Raw genomic sequence first — 18571 nt, 5'->3', positions numbered from 1 at the left:
TGATAGAAAGAAACAAGAGAAGATTTTATTAGAAAGCTCCATATCTGTTAATAAGGGTGAGGAAAAAATGTATTATGAATGTAATATGGATGAAGGTTGGAGCGATGATGAGAATGAATCTAAAAATAGGATGTAAAATTATGAATCTAAAACACTCAATCGAAAAAATAGCTAAGAAATGAATAAGTCTGCGCCCCTATAATTTAATCAACACTATGATTTTGATTGATAAATAGAGACTCTTAATGTATCCCACGTAAACGCAAAGAAACGGGTCTTGATACATGGACGTCGGCGCTATTCCTCAAAGGTATCAAATTCTGTTGTAACGTTGTTCCGGTTTAACCCGACATTCCACTAAATAGATTTTTTAACGTGTTATGGACTGGGAAAAATAGGATTGCACAACTAGTGGATGGGATTGTTCAGGGTCAAGTCTTGACCCCGAAGTTCTAGTTGTAACCTGCTAATTGGTTAAGAGGAATGCTAAATCAAAGATACATGGATGATCGGACCGTTTCGAACCGAGCCTCATCACGTTCTTGCATTTCCATGGCGTCTTGCAATTCCTGTTGCTCTTTTTCTTGTTCGGCCTGAAGTTTTTCTTGTTCAACTTGAAGTTTCGCAAACTCAATCATATTGCGAGTTTTTAATTCTTGCAAAATGGCAAATAATAAAATGTCGGTGTTAGTTTCCAAACTTATTTCTTGTGCAGGTTGTAGTTCTTGCGTGGGTTGATTTTCTCGGGCCTCTTGTAATGCTTGGGGCGCTTGTACATCTTGAGTTTCTTGGACTTCCGTTGCTAGAGGTATGGGTCTTTGATTAAAAAAAGTTGTGTTCCTTGGTTAGAGTAAGGTTGTTCAGTTTTATTAATTCCATTCATTACACGAGAGTTTACTTTTTGTTACCCATGGTGAGCTCCTTTTCCTTATTGAGTCCTTTTCAGATTAATCTGAAATTTGTGTTAAATGCAAATGTTTTTTCAAGGCTCACAAATTTTGGGTTTTGTTATCAATATTAAGCATGTTGGATGTTGTTTATTAAGGAGGTAAGCCAAAAGAGGCCGCATTATGTTGTAACTGATGATAAAAGCATCAAAATCATAGGGGTTTCTATGTGATACAACGTAATCAAGGCTACAGAGGGCACTAGATTGAGTCCTTATGTTTCTACAAGGACTCAATCATAAATGGTTGCTGGCAGGATGTTACACCATATCCAGATAGTTACCGTTTTCACTGCCAATAACTTGACTGTCATGCTTCTCAGGAGGGTGGCCTGGCAGGTCTGTATCGTAATCGCTCTCAATGCTGCTACTAACCGAACCACTGCCAGACTTCTCAGTGAACAGGCTTACTCCACTGAGTGAGCTGGTACTTATTGCCGTTCTTTGAACCTCTATGCATTTTTCAATTGTTTCAATGATAGTGTCCTCTGCAATACCTACAACAATGTCAACAGGTTCAGAAAGTATACTGAGTGCATCAACTGGCCTGTCATCAAAGGGTTCAAAACCGTCAATTAATGCCGTTACAATGTCGTCTCGTAGGGAGCTAATATCGAAACGGCTATAGCTATCAAGATACTCTCCTACTGTAATTGGAGTTGGCACAGGTTTGAACGAATGCTCGTCATCTAATAACCTAAACAATTCTGGATATGTTTTCTCATGGATTCCATGCATTTTTGCTTGAGCTTTTATGTATTCCAGGACTGGGGTGTTAAATAATCTTCCAGCTTGCTCTTCGTATTGACAAATTTTAAAGTCAGACGGATAACCGAACGCTTGGACAAAATATTTTTGATTAAAGAGATTTCCAATAAAGATTGGTAATAATGCTTTAAGGCAAGTGGGCTGGCTTTTTCAAGATCTATTTTACGGACAAATAAACCGACACACGATTTTTCCCAAGCATCAAGCATGACCTCATTCATTTGACCATCGTGTCCGCTGTTAACTTCTAAAACTAAGTCATCGAGTGTTTTCACTCCTACGGTATTTGATGTAAGCATATTTACAGTAGACCGCTCTTTACGGTTAGCTAGTTTTGTAATTCGATTGGAATTCGAATCAGTACTACTAACATCATAAATATTGCATTCTTCGGCATTAAATAGAAGTCCATAACAACGGCCGTCAATTCCATAAGTAGGAACATGCTTTCCCTTAATTAAGAGCGTTGTTGAAGAGAGACAAGAGCCTCCCGGACTAGCCAATAATTTGGCTTCATTACGCCAATCGTTCAGTTCTACAAGATCTGGTTCCACCGTAATACGGTTTATTGTTTTAGCAATTAAGCGTGATTCTGTATATAAAGTACCAATTGATTTAGGCATAATTACTTCCTCTAATAACACAAAAGCATCAGTCAATAATAAAAAAACGTTAATCGTTTTTGTAATTTTTGTGTTATTATAAAAAGCAAATGTTAATGAAATATTATGAGTTTATTAAGGAATTATTAATTCAATAAATTACAGGGAATTATTGCCATGTTTGATAGTTTACCAGTGGAATTAATAGTTAAAATTTTTTCTTATTTAGATGTTAAAGCTGAATATGAATTTTCTTTTTCTTCCCCTTTAACGCGCGAGATATATAAGGCACGCCTGCAAAGTCGTTTGGCAACCGTCTTAGCGACTCCAACTACGAATCAATTTATTCAATTCCTAACCTGTATCCAGGATAATGCGCAAGATGGGCTAGCGATTCTTTTGGATGAGACTTGCAAGAAAATTCTTTTAGAAAAAAGGCCCAAAATATTGCCCCATTGGATGCTCAGTTTGGCAGAATGCCAGATCGATTTAGTGGCTATTTTGTTGGAAAAAGACGATTATAAAAATTCCTTAAGCCCTAGTGAATTCAGATATTTAGTGCGCAACTATTCAGTATTGGAAACGTTGGTTAAGGAAAAGAATATTGCTGAACCACTAGAGCTCGAGTTATCAACGCCCGGTATTGAGTTTGATGAAGACGATATTGATGAGATGCCTTTATCTACTAGCGAGTGTCGCTAACATAAATGTCAGAGGCTTGAATTTTGTATTCAACAATCAAAACTCAAGCTCTGATCCCATTACGTACTGCTTTGTGACAGCTTCCGACCATTCAATGGTCGATGCCAATATTAATCGATGGTAATTGTACCGAAATAGTATACAATTACTGCGGAATTGCAGCTTTTAAGATGAAATGAAAAAAGTAACCTTTATAAAAAACAATGAATTCCACGCCAACTCTGTTCTAAATTACACATAGATAAAATCTGGAGGTTATTTCACCTTAGAGTTTATTCTGGAAAGAAAAATAATGTTTGAAATATCGTTAAAAAATACACTACGTAAAATTCTAGTACTTGGATTGTGTATTGGTATGCAAAAAGTATTTTCACAAGGATTAACGCTTGGTGAAATGTCTGACAGTATTACACAGAATTTTGAAAGTTTGGAAAGATTGATTGGTGCGGCAGCTTACATTGCAGGATTAGCCTTTTCAGTCTGTGCTATTATGAAATTTAAGCAACATAAAGATAATCCAATGCGTATTCCTATTGGGACACCTATTTCATTGGTTTTTATCGGTGCAATACTGTTATTTCTACCCAGCCTATTGGAAATCATAGAAGCAACCATGTTTGGATCGCAATATTTCCCGGGGACGCCATGATTTTTGTAATCACCTTAATTTGAAGTAAATTATCATCGAGACATTTCACCGTTCAGCACCAGCTTTCCCTCAATTTCTTGGTTCTGTATGCAGCATAGCGTAATCAGAACGACTCACTATTAGCGTTGCCATATTTGTTTATATTTTGACCAAAAACAATAAAAATGATATAATTGACCGACGTGATGTATTCTAAAGATAGTAAATTCATGCCATTAGCAGACGTAGCAATACAAACAGCAAAAACGAACACTAGTCATCTAATAAGTTCCTACCAGCAATTTCAACCGTATGTAGAGTTACTAACATGGGGTAGCATTGACAATACCAAACTCTATAGAAATGGGCAGATAAAAGCAAAATACCGGCATTACGTTGCAGAGCAAATAAAAATGGAGCCTGTCGGCCATACATCACTGCGTTTTGTACTTCCGGCAGATCCACAAGTAATAAAGAGATTAGAGTCGCTTACAAGTAAAGGGGTTTCCTGTAGAGAGACAAAGGTCTTTGTTGGCGTAAAAAATCCAGATGGGACGTTCTCACGGCAATCAATACCTGCCTTGGACATTTATTTCAGTTGGTGGCCGAAAAAATTTCAAAGTGCGACTATGGAATTTGATATGTACAGTGAGTTAAGTAATCGTCTCAGTCATAGAGAAAAGAATAGCGCGGGCTCTCATCTAGTTAACTATGAAACACTTATTACGCAAGAACATAGGAAGGCTATTCATAACCGGGAACTATTCGAAAAAATATTCATTTAATCGGCCAATTACGTAATAAATTACAAGCTCGAAAATTTAAATCATTTGATGTTGATAAGTTTGACTTGCTACTAGAACTCATTAATTTTTGTGAGGATTATGCTCAAGTTACTCATAAACCCATAGACTTAACGAAACTTCTTACGGAGAATAGCTTTGATATCCATAGCGCAGAAGATGTGACATTAAGCTATAAACTGAGCTATGAAAGAGGGGAGTTTGGTCAGGCAATTAAGGTATTGGATCAAATTTATGAGCATTATAAAGAAGTACTTAATCATGAGATAACTCGGGAGTTGGATGTTCATGAGCAAGCATTGCGGGATAATTATGAATTAAGAGGGCAGCGACCCAGTCATACCTTGATGTTACCCCTCACGTTAGATGGCAATGATGTTACTAAACTTAATGCTATGAAGATGATGGATAGGATTGAGGAAATCTGTACTAATGAAAATTATCATTTTCTAACCTTGAATTGCGCGAGAGCAGCACGTACTGTCTTGGTTTCTGGCATGAGCAGGGAAATGCGTGATTTAAGAGACTCTTCTCAAATAAGGAGAGGATTATTGACAAGAACTAAGATTGAAACACCCTCCTCAATTAAGGATTTTGCATTACTCTAAAAAAACGCATTGAGAATTTAAGCCCAGGTACACGTTTGACAGAACCGCAGTATTATCTTAAGTTACTGAGCAATAAGCCTTTGACGTCTGAAAATCAAGTGCGCATAGCAAAAGCACTTCAATTTCTTAAATTACTTGATGAGTTATCGTCTAATAATAATATTTCAAAAAACAAGCAAGCAAATTGGCAAAACTAACGTACGATATAACAAACAGCCCTAAAAATCATATTGGTCAATTTGAAAAAATATTTTCTTCGATGAAGCCATCCTATGGAACTCCCAAAAGCATGGTAAGCACTATTAAATCATTGGGTCAGCAATTAATACATTTGGCTCAACATCAGGTTAATAGTGAACCCAGGGAAATAAGAAAAGGGTTAGGCTCGGTCTATCGTTTGTTTGGATCAAAACGAACTGATCCAAGGGATGAAGGTACATCGCTCAACATAGGTATGTCATAATCAACCTGATCTTAATATGGTATTGCTAACAAGTCGGGTCTTTCCTTTTTCTTACTGCCCAAACACGTTCATAACTAATTATCAAATAGATAAAATAGGAGCCCCACATAAGCGGGGATCTGGCAGCAATTCGGGTTTGTGAATGGTTTCCCATCGGTGCAGGAACAACCAATAAAACCTCGGAACCTGATCCTAATGGCCAGGAGGATTTGGTTAGGCTATATTTCCAATCCATTTAAGACCAGCATAAGGACCTTGAAATGCCAAATTGGTTGCGGAAGCAACAAGTTGAGGCGACTCAAAAACACTAAAATAGTTAACCACCATGTATCCAGCATCAGCAATCAGAGTCCCGCGCGATAAATTATGGGTGTAGGTTAACCCTAACTTACCCTCAAGCTCGGGTATTACTTCTAAAGTAGATGAGTAGGCAAAGGGTGGAACTCCGTTGGATGTGTCATCTATGCTACTGTCGCCTATAAGGAGCCCACCTGCAAATTTTCCATACACGGCGAAGGAATTTGAAACATTATAGGTTAAATCCATACCGACACGAGGACCAGCGCCACTGAATTTTTGGCTAACCTGATTATAGCCAGGAGTCGCTACTCCTGTATTCGGATTAAAAGTTGATAACGGTGCAAAATTGTTGCGTTTTAAGTAGGCATACTGTACGCCTGCATGAAAGCGAATGTCTTTAAATATACCAAAATCTGCATGTTGGCCCAATTCAGCATTGACAGCGTCAGTGTAAACTTGAGCTGCGCCCTATCAAGATTACTCCCTGGCTATGATATTTTTAACCGGTTGTGTAACCGTTTCGATTTTATCCTGGGCAGCTTATTGGAGACCGTACTAAAGTTTCCAATTCTTTTGTCAATGTTGTAGTACGGCTATCATAATTCCAGAAGGTAAGTTGCCCAGATCGGGCATAATTACGAGCTACCCCAGCTGCATACCCAACAACGAGCAGGCATACCGCGGTAAGGGCTTCCTGAACAAGAAGACGTAGGCGACTACTTTTTGATAAAGGTTTTCTCTTGGCTTTATAAGTGCTTTATAGCAATTAGATTGAAACTCATTGATTTTATAGTCCATGTTGGTTAAATAGTTACTCATATTTCCTTTTAATGTTGTTACCAAATCGTCACCTTCTTGTCGCGCATCGCCTTTTAAAGAGTTTACTTCGTATACTATTTGACCGAATATGACTGTTATTTTTGCAATGTCCTGGACACGGTGTAATAAATTATCTTCTACTTGATTTGCTCGATCTAATTTGGACTGTAATTCTTTGTTTTTGCTTTCAACTCGTCTATTAATTTTAGATCGTCCACTTTATCTTTTGAAACGGAAGTTCTTAGAGCTTCCCATTCATTTTTAAATAAAGTTGAGGAATTTTTGAGAGCAAATCATTTGCTTCGAGTAGGTACAATCTAAGCTGCTTTATTTTCTCTGCGGTAATTGCGGGTAATACAAGCCAACTTTTGCTCATATCCTCAGGCGATGGTCCGGTAACCGATCTTAATAACTTTCCACGGTGTTGTAATTTCTCGATAAAATTCCATAAATCCTGTTCATTTTGTTTTTTGAAGAGATCAGCATAAGTAATAAAAAATTTTCAACTAGACTCAATTTCTGCAAAGTACGGAGTTGTTCTTCCTGTAATTCTTCAAATTCTTTATCCAGAATAAATTGCTGGCAATTTTCCTGAAATTCTTTATTTTCCTTCAGCTGTTTTACTAACAATTTCTTAAAATCTGAAATTGCTTTTTTGTATGGCTCAGGAAGTGGAAGGTCGAGCAATTTTTGAATGCTGCCTTCTAATTCATGGTAATTGACAATGCCTTCTTGAAGTTCCCTGATTAATTTCAATAATTTACTTTGTAGGTCTTTTACTAAATTTTTCTGATCTGAATCCAGAAAAATATCAGAAAAAAATTGGAAATAACGTCGAAAATCAACGGTAAGATAATTAGTGTATTTTCTGGACATTTTCGTTGCTGAAACAGGCGGTTTTATCAACATATTGAATAAACAATCCTGATTGGATTTTTTCATTTCCTCTAACATTTTTTAATTTCTAACCAATTCTCATTGGTTAATTTCACCTGCATCGCACCATATTTGTCCGGTGGAAAACAGTTGTCTTCTACCAAGCACTTCACTTGCATAACAGGATCGCTAAAATACAAAGAACTTGCTGCAGTATAGATGTCAGAGGCACCAGTTAGAGAATGCCCCTGTCCATACTGGTCAGTTCCCCATTGATCGTTTTCAGCGTCCTGACTTTTTTTATGAAATAACTCCCAAAAAGACACAACAGGAGCTGTTTGTTCAAGTCCTAGCATTAATAACTGTTGTGCATCGTTGCGGTGAATATAAAAAATGGCCGCTGTAACCATTACTCCTAATAGTTTTACCCACTTCGTTGGTTTGTCCATCCCCTCCCATGGCGATATTGATTCCAAAATCACAATAGCTTTTTAATACTGCGGGAAGCTGCCCTTTCATACCTAAAAGGAATCCTTTACCTTCTATGATCAGTCCCTCAGTATTTCTAGAGGCATCATGAGTTGCAGAGCGCGCAATGCAATCTGGATTTAGGGTATCGGGAATAAGGTGTAAAAATTCATCACGCTGTTCTGGACTCAATTCATGGTAGTCAATAACAATCCGACTACCATGTGAGAGATAATCTGCAATAGAGAAAGAGGCATAAGGGCTCTGTAACAGCGTTGTCGAAAAATCTCTTACCAGAAATGCACCTTTGGCGACACAACTCATTAAGAGGCGCGCTGCGTCAGTAGCGGCATCATTATTAAAAAAGAAGGTATTAGCCAACTTCCTGGCGACTCGTTCTCTATCTTGCTGTCGGGTTGATGAAAGAATGTCTTGTTTTATTTTTTGTCTCTTAGGCATGAGATTGGATTTTTAATAATTTTTAATATCTTAACTGATAAAACGTAAAAATATTGTTGCGATTCATTTGCTTGCTCTAGTAGCTATGGGCATTTGGAACTAGATGACTGACAACGATCATTGTTGTCAATCGAAAATCATCATTGGCGTTTAATAGACAGTAATTATTCTATGCCTTTTCATGAACAAATAATAACAAACAGCCTCCTACAATGAAAAAAGGAATAAGGACAGTCATACCCAATCGTTGGTTATTAGAAAAAGAGGGTAATTGCGCCGACTAAAAAGGGCCCTAAAAAACTAGTCGCTTTACCAGAAAACGAATAAAGACCGTACATTCTTGTAATCTCCCCAGGTTTAGCTAAGCGTGATAGAAAAGTACGGCTAGCAGCCTGGATTGGGCCAACAAAAACACCAAGCATAGATGCAAAAATCCAAAAAAAGTCGCTGAGTGAATGGTCAGTAGAAAGCAAAAAATGATGGTTAAGCCCCCTAAAGTAATCAAAATTGTATTTTTAGAACCAATCCAATCATCAACCCAAGCAAATAAGGCAGCGCCAAGCCCGGCAGTAATATTCAACATGATCCCAAACACGATAATATTGCTAACGTTTAAGTGAAAGGTGGTAGAGGCATAAATGCCTCCTAACGCCAATATGGAATTCAATCCATCAATATACAAAATCCTAGCTATTAGAAAGAATAAGAGGTCACGTTGTTCAGGAAGACTCTTCATAGTTATCAATAATTCGTTTATACCTTTTCTGATAGCAGCAGTTACACTTAAATGTTCTTTTTTCTTTTGTGGCACAATTAAAAATAAAGGCAAACTAAATATACAAATCCATAGCGCTACAAATACAGTAATGGCACGAATATTGGCAGCGCTGTCAGTCCCAAACCACAGACCAAGATCACCTTTCACAAAAACAAATAGTGAGATTATCAAGCACAATAATCCGCCCAGGTAACCGCACCCCCCAGCCCCACCCAGAGATTCGTCCTATATACTTTGATGAGCCTAAAGTGGTCAAAAAGAATTATAAAATACAGCAGCTACTTCTAAAGCGAAATTACTAATAAAGATACAGGTTAGCGCGATAGGAATAGAAGAATAATCTGGATAAGCAAACCACAAGCAAGCTGTTGAAAAGATGCCCAAATATGTAAAGAAAAATAACCATGATTTATGATGTCCACTAAAATCGGCTATCGCGCCGACCACGGGACTCACCAATGCAATGAGTAAAGCTGAAGCGGAAATTGTATAGCCCCACAATTCTGTTCCCAAAATATCATTAGGAGCAATCTTACTCGTGAAATAGGTGGCAAATATGAATGTAAATATAACTACAAAATAAGAAGAATTGGCAAAATCGTAAAGTGCCCAAGCTATAATTTGCCTCGTTTTCATATGAAAATCCTATTTTCTGCTCATACCATAGCGGTGCTTAGCGCGTGTAATCTGCTGAATAGACTCTTAAGCTAACATACCTGGCATGGAATTCTCTATTTATAACTCTAACAGGAATAGCTTATGAAGCGTTGTTACGAAACCTCTTATAACTCAAATAAAAGCCCCGGCGGGTCCTCATCCTCTCTTTTTATTCATGATAAAACAATTAAAACGGCCTGCTTTTGAGACTGGATTCAAGAAAATTTTTTAGATTATATCAACGAAGGAGAGTTAGTTGGTTGGTTGCCTAACGCATGATTAGCTTAAAGATTATAAGAAAAAATGGTTACTCTTAGGGGAGAATTTTTTCTGGCGCGGCGTAATATTATTTTCTTTGCCTCTCAATTAAATCGGTTGCCTGCTCCAAATCTTGAGCCTGGCTATTAAAATTTTTAAATGCTTCTGACTCAATTAATGCAATTTCATAATTTTTAATACAGCAAACGCTAATGATTGCTTTCTTAAATGCAAAATCAAAAACATGACCTCCTTTCATCTGAGTGCGATCTAAAAAATGCATATGATGACCTGGAATATTCATTGTTGCCATATAAGAGGGAAAGAAAAAACCACAGATCAGCCCATTTACATCTTTATAAGAAAAATTGACTTGTACCTCAGATATCGTTTCGGTAAAAGGTCTAAAAGGTTTTGGCTGACAAGACTCTGTCCGGGCCTCCATTTTATCCATCAAGCATTCAAAACGATAAGCATAAATGTAATTGGGTGATGGCACTTGTTTGTCAAATTCTGCTGAAAAATGCTCGAAGCTTTTAATATCCTCTAGGGAAAACTGGTGAGTTTCTTCAAAGTCAACTACCCAAGCAAAGGGTGTTTTTGTTGCGGATCCACGGGTCTTGCGATGCCATCTTCGATAACCCGATAAAATTGGCCGTCTGCTCCTATTAATTCTCCATGGACAGCATCAAAGGTACCTATGCCCATATTTCCTTTTTCCATGATTTGTGCAAGGCTGTGATCACCCTCATAAACTTTATCAAGAAAAGCACAAAGTACTCCTACCTGAAACAAGGTTTTATTCGAACAACTCATGAGAGCACCTCCAATTGCAACAGCTTAACTTGTCGGAATAATTAATGGGGGTATTTCTTATAAAAAACAATACTATTAATGTTAATCCAGTTATATCGATACAAGCAACTCCAAAATAACACACCTAGCGGGACACTCATATTTCCACTCCTATGCTTCGATCGGTTTGCCACTCATCCTAATTTTTTTCTTAGTTATACTTGGGCTACATTCGCACAATTTAAAATTTTCGCCTTTTATGCAGTTATCTAATTCGCTGGTATTATCAAGAGCTCAAATATAGGCTTTACAGCACCGCTTCATTTAATATGGATTAAAAATGAAATTGATTAACAAATCAGTATTTATCGCTTTAAGTTCTTTATCTATGGCAGCAATGGCATCAACAAGTAGTTCTAGTTTATATGAAAAATTATATAAGTTGAGCGAAAAACTGTATTACGTTGAGTATTCATTAAGCCCTGAACAACGAAAGATGACAGATGATTTATCCAATCAAATTGAAGCAGTTATCAATTTACCCAATGATACCATTTGTGGTACGAAGACTGTGGTATTTCAAGAGGTTTACAAGTGGTCTTATAGTTCTGATGGTTTAAATGAGATATCCTCGGAAGCAGAAAAAATTGCTAGCCTAATAACAAGTAAAACGTGTCCTGCAGCCTACTTTAACGTATTTAAACCCGCCTACAAATTTGCTTATACATACAATGGCATGAACAAAACCAAATCTGAAGCAAAAAACAGCTACTATGCTCAGTGATTATGAAGCTTCAAAATTTTACACAAAAATTCATTACAATGTTATATCGATAATTATACCTTTGCTTATTCAAGCAGCGGCATGAATAAAACCCGATCTGAAGCAGAGAGTTTTGCTAATAAACAATGTATAGGCTAATAATTCGAGGTCACTGATGCTAAGACTCGGTTCTATGGCTGGTAAAATAAGTTAAATAATATACCGTTTAATGAGAAGCTAATTAAATGAGAAGGATGATTCAATTTAAAGGGGATAAAATTGGTGTATTTGTAGAAACTATTAGTGGAGGTATCTCAGCGAGTTTTACACCTATTTTCACAGTAACAGTAAGCGAGGACAAAATTAATTTAGATTTATCTTCTGCAGCGAAAAGCTATTATGAGTTTCCTAAAGATTTATCAGTAAAAGAACAAGTATCTTATCTTTTATCATGTTTAACGCGCGCTGAAATGAATGAACAAACTGATATGCACAAGGTTATCAATGCGTTTATTGATCACACATTAGAGGAATCAACCGGTCTAATTATTTTTACCAGGACAGGATATTGCGTACAAGAAGTGCCTACAGAACAATGTCAGCCGATACCAAATAGTTGTTGAATCACTTCTACACCAGGCCAGCAATACAAGGATGGTAGAAATAGAAGTAGCCTTTATTTTTCTGTCATAAAATGATCATAGACTGCACGGCTTGCCAACGCTATAGCGCGACTACGGGTGTAATTGCTGACTGCGCGCGATTTAACATAAACCGCAATTGCTATATGCCCTTTATTATTAGGCAAGGTAATAATTCCGACATCACTGACAAAACGGAAAAGTTGTTTGGAGCCTGGATATCTTATATATTGCGGTTCATCTATCGCCCATGTTCCTGTTTTGTGAGCTACTTTTACAGAAGGTGGTAACAGTCCTCTTATCCTGCTTCTACCTGTTCTGCATCTCTCCATGATATTCATGAGTACTTTAGTACTGGATTCTGAAAGCGCTTCGTTTTTATATATTTTTACTAGCAATTTTGCCATTTCATCAGGTGTCGTTGTATCTCGTGTATCCTTTTCAAAACGCTGCCAAGCCAACATTTTTTGCTTAAGCGGTGTGCGGTTAAATATTTTTTCCAGGACTGTACAGTACGGGGCTTTTTCAACGCAGGATGAACATGATTAGTATCCATCATCATTTCGATGATGGAGCGGTTTATTACGATATTCTTGAAACCCAGTGCATGCATGCGCTTGGTTACATAGGCTGGTCCGTTAACGGTTTGTAATAGGGTATCACTTGCACTGTTATCACTATTAGCCATCATATATTTAAGTATATGGTGCAACGATATACGGACTTTTTTCTTTCACAGAGATAATGCAACGTTCCGGAACCAGGAACAGCATTATTCAAACCCAAGTTAATAACACGATTTAAAGACTCCTTTTTTGATCAACAAGATGCAAAAAAGCTAATGCAATTGGCAATTTGATGGTACTCGCCATAAAAATCGCTTGTTCCCATTATGTTCAATTAGCTTATTCTTCTCTATGTGAATGGCTGTAATACCCATTATGGCATTTGATCGTTTCTCAATATCATTAATTTTTTAGCAAGTTCGGCTTCTCTACTGGCCGCAGAGCAATTCACAGAAAATACTAAACAAAGGAATAAATTTAGTAATATATTGATATATTTCAAGAATAATTTTCCTTTCATAAAGTATTTCAATTCCTTTGCCATGAGTTAGTTATTCTTGCTGGTTAGAGTAACTATTAGGATATAGTTAATATTACTTGGTTATTGTCCTTAACTAAATATGCCTTTAACTAAATATTTTTCAGGATTAATCCAACAAAAGAAAGTACAAGTCATGCTTATGGAAATAGCCGGGCAGATTCTTCTAAAAGTAACAATCCAGACAGTAAAGATACCAAAGATAAAAAAGACAAACCAAAACGAGATAATAGACAATTTTTTGATGCCTGGTTTTGAGAGCGCAGTTAGCCGTAGATTGATTGAATTTCTTTCAGGCATGCGGTTTGGCCCCAAACACATGCGGTTATCAAAAATAAAAATTGTTAAAATTCATATGGATATGATTTATATCATTTGAAATGAAGTAGAAGGGAGTGGAAAATAGTTCTCTTATTGGTTAAAATTCATTCTTTTTGACCAAAAAGGCGAACTATGCCTTATATTCGAATTATAGGTATGGGGAACTATTTACCTCAGAATAAGATTTTATCATCAGCGTTAGATGTAAAGCTTGGCTTAGCTTCTGGTAGTGTGGAAAAAAATCTGGTCTTGTATCCCGCCATTTTGCATCTTCCCATGAAACGACTTCCTATATGGGGGCAAAAGCTGCTCTTGAGGCGATAAAAACGCTAGTCTCAAATTAACTGATATTGATGTCATTGTTAGTGCCTGTGGTGTGGGAGAGCAAGCCATTCCATCTACCTCAACCTTAATTCAAAAGCAGTTAGGGTTAGAGTCTTCAGGAATTACCTGTTTTGATATCAACAGTACTTGCCTTAGTTTTTTAACCGCTTTAGACACAATGGCTTATTTAATTGAGAGTGGGCGTTTCAAGAGAGCACTCATTGTATCGAGCGATATTCCCTCATTTGGTCTTAATTGGCAGGATATGGAAACCTGCACGATTTTTGGTGATGGTGCTGCCGCTTGTATTATAGAAAAAAGTGATGGTACCAGCAGCATTCTAAGCACACATATGGAGACCCATAGTGTCGGCTCCACTTATTGTCGCTTGGAAGCAGGAGGTACTCGCATTCTCCCCTCTCACCCTGACCATCAACGCTATGCATTATTTTATATGGAGGGTAAAAAAGTATTTAAATTAGCAAGTCGATTAGTTGCCAACACGAAAGACATTGTATTTAACAAAGCCAGATTAACCATGGATGCGATTGACTGGGTTATACCTCATCAGGCCAGTAAACTCGCAATGCATCATGTCCGTAAAAATCTCCGTATTCCTCATGAGAAATTTGTTGATATTTATGCTACTCATGGCAATCAAATGGCTGCTTCTATTCCTACTGTTCTTTACTCTCTTATTGAAAGCAAAAAATTGCAACGAGGCCACTTAATCTATTTTCTGGGAACTGGTGCGGGTATTTCCTCAGGTGGCATGATTATGGAATATTAAAATGATTTCGATTATTACTGGAGCAACCGGTTGCCTGGGACTCAATTTAACCAAGCGCTTGATTCACGAAGGACACGAGGTGATTGCTTTAGGTCGCAACGAGCATCTTGGCAAAATCTTGTCTCAACTAGGTGCCAAATTTATTGCTATTGATTTGGCAGAAAAAGAGAAACTCAAAAAATATCGGTCAATGCGGACCTTATTTTTCATTGTGCAGCCCGCTCAAGTATTTGGGGTAGCTACAATGATTTTCATCAAGCCAATGTCATTGGTACCCAAAATGTTATTGCAGCAACACCCGGACATGCTCGATTAATACATGTTTCATCACCGAGTATCTACTTTGATTTCACGGAAAAACACAGTATTAAAGAAGATACACCATTACCCGCAAAACCAGCCAATCACTATGTATATACCAAGCTATTGGCTGAGCGGCTCATTGATGAGGCTTACCAAAAGAAACATTTACGGGTTGTCACCATTCGGCCTCGTGCAATTTTTGGCCCCTATGATCGTGCTATTGTTCCGCGCATTTTACAATCTGAAAGAAAGGGTGTATTGCCAGTTATTGGCAACGGCCAAAACATCATCGATATTACCTATGTCGATAATGTGGTAGAAAGTTTAGTGTTGGCAGCAACGGCTAGTAACAACGTGGAAGGCAAAAAATACAATATCACGAATGACGAACCTAAAACCCTCATTACAATTTTATCAATGGTTTTTACTGCTCTCCACAAACCACTGCAAGTTAAATATCTGCCTTATCAACGTGTTAAGGTAATCGCGTATTGTTTAGAAAATTTCTATCGTTTATTACGCTTAAAACAAGAGCCACCAATTACTTGTTATAGTGCTGGTGTATTAGCTTTGGGGCAAACCCTCAACATTGATGCTGCCAAACAGGACTTACATTATAAACCGCTTGTCAATATTGAACAGGGTATTGAGATGTTTGCTAAATGGTACCAAGACTTATGATTAGCTATCAGTTATTTGAAGTGGGATCTTGCCGCCATTGCGAAAGGATGACTATGACAAAAGGACAGTTTAAACAGCGGGAATACCCGTCGACTTGTGCGTTAATAAAGCACAAAACGCATGGTTATATTTTATTTGATACAGGATATAGCGCGCGCTTTTTTCATCTTACTAAGTATTTTCCCTATTCCTTATATCGCCATTTAACACCCGTTACTCTCAATCAATCGCTCAAACAGCAACTTCTGGGAATGACTATCAAGCCAACGGATATTAGTTATATTGTGATCTCACATTTTCACGCTGATCATATTGGGGGATTACGCGATTTTCCTCATGCAAAATTCATTTGCCACCAGGATGCTATTCATGACGTTAAATCTAAAAAAGGATTCAGAGCTTTGTTACAAGGCTTTTTACCTGGTTTATTACCCAAGAATTTTTATGAGCGCCTTATTATTCTTGATAAAGAGGAAGTAACGCTGGAAAAAGAACTGGCTCCTTTTTCTGTTGGATTTGATTTATTTGGTGATAAGCAAATTTTCGCCATTCCATTACCGGGACATGCCAAAGGTCAAATTGGCGTGTATTTTAAAGCTGAAAAGAATACTTTTTTAATCGCCGACAGTTGCTGGCATCAAGAAGCTTATGAAAAACGGATTTATCCCAGTAATCTTACTTATTTGGTTCACGATAATAAAGTGCAATACATCCAAACTATAGAAAACCTTCATTTGCTTTATAAACAAAACAGAGACATTGATATTATCCCTACGCATTGCCTTCATACGCGCGAGCGGATTAGAGAAAAACAATCATGATAATCCGCATCCTTTATTATTATTACAAAACTATTTTTTAAAAATTATTTAAGTTCGCGTGAAAAATTAATTAAGTATCAAAAAAACAATTTAATAAGCTCACCAAAGGGGTACTTAAAAAGTCCCCATTTTATCGCAACTATCTTGATAAGCCTTTCCACGAATGGCCAATCATGAATAAAAATCTCATGATGGAACATTTTGATGAAATTAATACAAGACAAATTAAAAAAGAGGATGCATTTGCCATTGCTTTAAAGGCAGAAACAACGCGTGATTTTTCCCCTCTCTTGAATGATATCGCAGTCGGCCTATCCTCAGGAACCTCCGGCTCAAGAGGTTTATTTTTGACAAGCCCAAGAGAGCGTGATGCCTGGGTGGGAACGATTCTGGCCAAAGCGCTGCCTAATGGATTTAAGACGGAAGAGCGAATAGCCTTCTTTTTAAGAGCCAATAATCAATTGTATACGAATCTCAGCACCAGCAAAAAAATCAAATTTCATTTTTTTGATTTACTTGAAGATTTCGATCAACATATCAAAAGGCTCAATGTTATTCAGCCAACCATTCTGTCAGCACCTGCCAGTGTCTTATTGATGCTCGCTAAACAGAGACATCGACTTACTATCCAACCCCCGAAAAAATAATTGCGGTTGCTGAAGTATTGGAAAAAAGCGATGAAGTCTTTATTAGCAAAGCGTTTGATCTGCCAGTCACCCAAATTTATCAATGCACAGAAGGCTTCCTGGCTATTAGCGACAAAACGACAAATGCTTTAGTAATGAACGAGGAGTGTCTAATTATTGAAAAAGAATGGCTCGATGAAACTCATTTTGTTCCAATCGTTACGGATTTACTACGAACAACACAACCTATTATTCGCTACCGTCTGGATGATGTTCTGGTCGCCTCAAAAACAGAATCTGTTTTCACGGAGCTTACTGCTATTGAAGGTCGTCTGGGAGATGTATTATATGGCCAAAGGGATTCTGAAATGATACCCATTTTTGCAGACATGTTTCGCCAGCAAATGGCTAGCAGTCCGGTGGCGTTCGAGGATTATCGCATAGTCCAACTCACACTGGATAAATTTAGTATTCAAGTATGTCCTGAGTTAAACGATAAAACGTTATTAATCGATCATTTAAATCAGTTATTCAAGCAAAAAAGCTGTTTGATGCCCACTTGGCAATGGCAGGATTATGAAAAGCACCAACCAGGCAGCAAACGGCGACGTATACAATCCAGGCTTGGAACGATAGCGGATACTGTTGCGAGTATGAATCTAATGGGGAAAAATAAATGAGGGTACTAGTAACTGGCAGTCGTGCTCCTGCGAGCATGGATATTATGCGTAGCCTAGTTAATCAAGGTAACGACGTGTATAGCGCAGACAGTATGAATTTCCCGCTGGGACGTTTTGTTGCAGGTATAAAGAAGCATTTCACCTTGCCCAAACCCAATCGTAATCCGGCCAATTTCCTAAAGGCTCTCAAAGTAATCCTTACTGATAATAAAATTGACTTGGTTATTCCAACCTGTGAAGAGATTTTCTTTATTAGCCAAGGTTATGAAGAACTATCCAAGCACACGAGGTTATTATGCGAACCGTTTGATCGCTTAAATGTACTGCATAACAAATATGAATTTAATCAACTTGTACATAAATATGGTTTAGATGCTCCTGAAAGTTGGCTGTTAACTACAGCAGAAGATAAGAAAAAGGTTCCATCGAAAGAGCCTATCGTTCTGAAACCGGTATTTTCCCGTTTTGGTTCTCACGTCATTATCAAACCAACCCAGAAGACAACCGATGAATTGCCGCTTAATGTGCCTTATCTCGCACAGCGGTTTTCTAACTGGTAAAGAATATTGTGCTTATGCTATTGCTCA

The 18571-nt window shown here is 37.6% G+C and carries 23 protein-coding genes and 3 pseudogenes; 15 read left to right on the top strand and 11 right to left on the bottom strand.

The features are described from left to right. Window positions 1-491: 491 nt before the first annotated feature. The 3 genes from BN58_RS32460 to BN58_RS31445 form a co-directional block, all read right to left on the bottom strand. On the bottom strand, window positions 492-698 hold the full coding sequence (locus BN58_RS32460) for a hypothetical protein (RefSeq protein ID WP_019215453.1): 207 nt from the start codon (window positions 696-698) through the stop codon (window positions 492-494). A 509-nt stretch (window positions 699-1207) separates the two neighbouring features. Continuing rightward, on the bottom strand, window positions 1208-1612 hold the full coding sequence (locus BN58_RS31450; protein WP_198009797.1) for a hypothetical protein: 405 nt from the start codon (window positions 1610-1612) through the stop codon (window positions 1208-1210). Between the two features lie 86 nt (window positions 1613-1698). After that, window positions 1699-2337, bottom strand: coding sequence for a hypothetical protein (locus BN58_RS31445; RefSeq protein WP_019215451.1), 639 nt, complete (start codon window positions 2335-2337; stop codon window positions 1699-1701). A 156-nt stretch (window positions 2338-2493) separates the two neighbouring features. Between BN58_RS31445 and BN58_RS02195 the strand changes: the two genes are divergently transcribed. The 5 genes from BN58_RS02195 (at window position 2494) to BN58_RS02170 (ending at window position 5520) form a co-directional block, all read left to right on the top strand. Then, window positions 2494-3018, top strand: a complete 525-nt coding sequence (locus BN58_RS02195; RefSeq protein WP_019215450.1) for an F-box protein — start codon at window positions 2494-2496, stop codon at window positions 3016-3018. Between the two features lie 292 nt (window positions 3019-3310). Next, window positions 3311-3667: a hypothetical protein gene (locus BN58_RS02190; protein WP_019215449.1), complete on the top strand. Its 357-nt coding sequence runs from the start codon at window positions 3311-3313 to the stop codon at window positions 3665-3667. A 209-nt stretch (window positions 3668-3876) separates the two neighbouring features. Continuing rightward, window positions 3877-4431: a hypothetical protein gene (locus tag BN58_RS02185; RefSeq protein WP_198009796.1), complete on the top strand. Its 555-nt coding sequence runs from the start codon at window positions 3877-3879 to the stop codon at window positions 4429-4431. 65 nt (window positions 4432-4496) lie between these two features. Further along, a complete protein-coding gene (locus BN58_RS02180) occupies window positions 4497-5057 on the top strand; it encodes a hypothetical protein (protein WP_019215447.1) in 561 nt (186 codons plus the stop codon). A 184-nt stretch (window positions 5058-5241) separates the two neighbouring features. Continuing rightward, complete coding sequence (locus BN58_RS02170) at window positions 5242-5520, top strand: hypothetical protein (RefSeq protein ID WP_019215445.1); 279 nt, start codon at window positions 5242-5244, stop codon at window positions 5518-5520. Between the two features lie 213 nt (window positions 5521-5733). Here BN58_RS02170 and BN58_RS21360 read toward each other — a convergent pair. From BN58_RS21360 to budA, 6 genes and pseudogenes are all read right to left on the bottom strand, one after another. Continuing rightward, window positions 5734-6258 (bottom strand): annotated as a pseudogene (locus BN58_RS21360) (Lpg1974 family pore-forming outer membrane protein); the annotation flags it as partial. A 786-nt stretch (window positions 6259-7044) separates the two neighbouring features. Next, window positions 7045-7581 carry a hypothetical protein gene (locus tag BN58_RS27990; protein WP_156812312.1) on the bottom strand — a complete coding sequence of 179 codons (537 nt, stop codon included), beginning with the start codon at window positions 7579-7581 and terminating at the stop codon, window positions 7045-7047. A gap of 5 nt (window positions 7582-7586) precedes the next feature. After that, window positions 7587-7871: a hypothetical protein gene (locus BN58_RS27985; protein ID WP_019215442.1), complete on the bottom strand. Its 285-nt coding sequence runs from the start codon at window positions 7869-7871 to the stop codon at window positions 7587-7589. Next, window positions 7858-8442: a hypothetical protein gene (locus BN58_RS27980; RefSeq protein WP_156812311.1), complete on the bottom strand. Its 585-nt coding sequence runs from the start codon at window positions 8440-8442 to the stop codon at window positions 7858-7860. The genes BN58_RS27985 and BN58_RS27980 overlap by 14 nt, the downstream gene beginning before the upstream one ends. 254 nt (window positions 8443-8696) lie before the next feature. Further along, window positions 8697-9856: pseudogene (locus BN58_RS21350) on the bottom strand (MFS transporter). A gap of 367 nt (window positions 9857-10223) precedes the next feature. Further along, window positions 10224-10951: pseudogene (budA, locus tag BN58_RS02140) on the bottom strand (acetolactate decarboxylase). Window positions 10952-11270: 319 nt separating this feature from the next. On the opposite strand from budA, the gene BN58_RS02130 reads away from it, so the two are divergent. Beyond that, window positions 11271-11714: a hypothetical protein gene (locus BN58_RS02130; RefSeq protein ID WP_019215438.1), complete on the top strand. Its 444-nt coding sequence runs from the start codon at window positions 11271-11273 to the stop codon at window positions 11712-11714. A gap of 224 nt (window positions 11715-11938) precedes the next feature. Continuing rightward, entirely contained in the window at window positions 11939-12316 is a 378-nt protein-coding gene (locus BN58_RS21345; RefSeq protein ID WP_156812310.1) for a type IV secretion protein Dot, read from the top strand. Between the two features lie 53 nt (window positions 12317-12369). On the opposite strand, the gene BN58_RS32455 is transcribed toward BN58_RS21345, so the two are convergent. Both BN58_RS32455 and BN58_RS35695 read right to left on the bottom strand, forming a co-directional pair. Then, the gene (locus BN58_RS32455; protein WP_019215436.1) at window positions 12370-12798 is read right to left on the bottom strand and encodes a serine hydrolase; all 429 of its coding nucleotides are present in this window, start codon (window positions 12796-12798) and stop codon (window positions 12370-12372) included. Continuing rightward, window positions 12726-13022, bottom strand: coding sequence for a serine hydrolase (locus BN58_RS35695; RefSeq protein ID WP_269570077.1), 297 nt, complete (start codon window positions 13020-13022; stop codon window positions 12726-12728). Before BN58_RS35695 ends, BN58_RS32455 begins: the two co-directional genes overlap by 73 nt. A gap of 498 nt (window positions 13023-13520) precedes the next feature. On the opposite strand from BN58_RS35695, the gene BN58_RS02115 reads away from it, so the two are divergent. The 8 genes from BN58_RS02115 to BN58_RS21320 all read left to right on the top strand — a co-directional run bounded on the left by BN58_RS02115 (window position 13521) and on the right by BN58_RS21320 (window position 18544). Beyond that, window positions 13521-13817, top strand: coding sequence for a hypothetical protein (locus tag BN58_RS02115; protein ID WP_019215435.1), 297 nt, complete (start codon window positions 13521-13523; stop codon window positions 13815-13817). Between the two features lie 318 nt (window positions 13818-14135). Beyond that, a complete protein-coding gene (locus BN58_RS21335) occupies window positions 14136-14873 on the top strand; it encodes a 3-oxoacyl-[acyl-carrier-protein] synthase III C-terminal domain-containing protein (RefSeq protein WP_019215433.1) in 738 nt (245 codons plus the stop codon). A gap of 1 nt (window position 14874) precedes the next feature. Beyond that, window positions 14875-15189 (top strand): SDR family NAD(P)-dependent oxidoreductase, encoded by a 315-nt coding sequence (locus BN58_RS32450; RefSeq protein ID WP_232220272.1) that lies wholly within the window; start codon window positions 14875-14877, stop codon window positions 15187-15189. Further along, window positions 15075-15857: an NAD-dependent epimerase/dehydratase family protein gene (locus BN58_RS21330; RefSeq protein WP_232220273.1), complete on the top strand. Its 783-nt coding sequence runs from the start codon at window positions 15075-15077 to the stop codon at window positions 15855-15857. Before BN58_RS32450 ends, BN58_RS21330 begins: the two co-directional genes overlap by 115 nt. Continuing rightward, the gene (locus BN58_RS02100) at window positions 15839-16678 is read left to right on the top strand and encodes an MBL fold metallo-hydrolase (RefSeq protein WP_026069192.1); all 840 of its coding nucleotides are present in this window, start codon (window positions 15839-15841) and stop codon (window positions 16676-16678) included. Before BN58_RS21330 ends, BN58_RS02100 begins: the two co-directional genes overlap by 19 nt. A gap of 173 nt (window positions 16679-16851) precedes the next feature. Continuing rightward, entirely contained in the window at window positions 16852-17325 is a 474-nt protein-coding gene (locus BN58_RS32445; protein WP_232220271.1) for a hypothetical protein, read from the top strand. 17 nt (window positions 17326-17342) lie between these two features. Further along, entirely contained in the window at window positions 17343-17984 is a 642-nt protein-coding gene (locus BN58_RS32440) for a hypothetical protein (protein ID WP_232220270.1), read from the top strand. After that, window positions 17981-18544 (top strand): ATP-grasp domain-containing protein, encoded by a 564-nt coding sequence (locus tag BN58_RS21320; protein ID WP_019215431.1) that lies wholly within the window; start codon window positions 17981-17983, stop codon window positions 18542-18544. The genes BN58_RS32440 and BN58_RS21320 overlap by 4 nt, the downstream gene beginning before the upstream one ends. Window positions 18545-18571: the final 27 nt, after the last annotated feature.

Origin of the sequence: Legionella tunisiensis (assembly GCF_000308315.1) — a bacterium.
GTDB lineage: Bacteria > Pseudomonadota > Gammaproteobacteria > Legionellales > Legionellaceae > Tatlockia > Tatlockia tunisiensis.
Note: the sequence above shows the minus strand (reverse complement) of the source record. Positions and strands in the feature narration are given on the sequence as shown.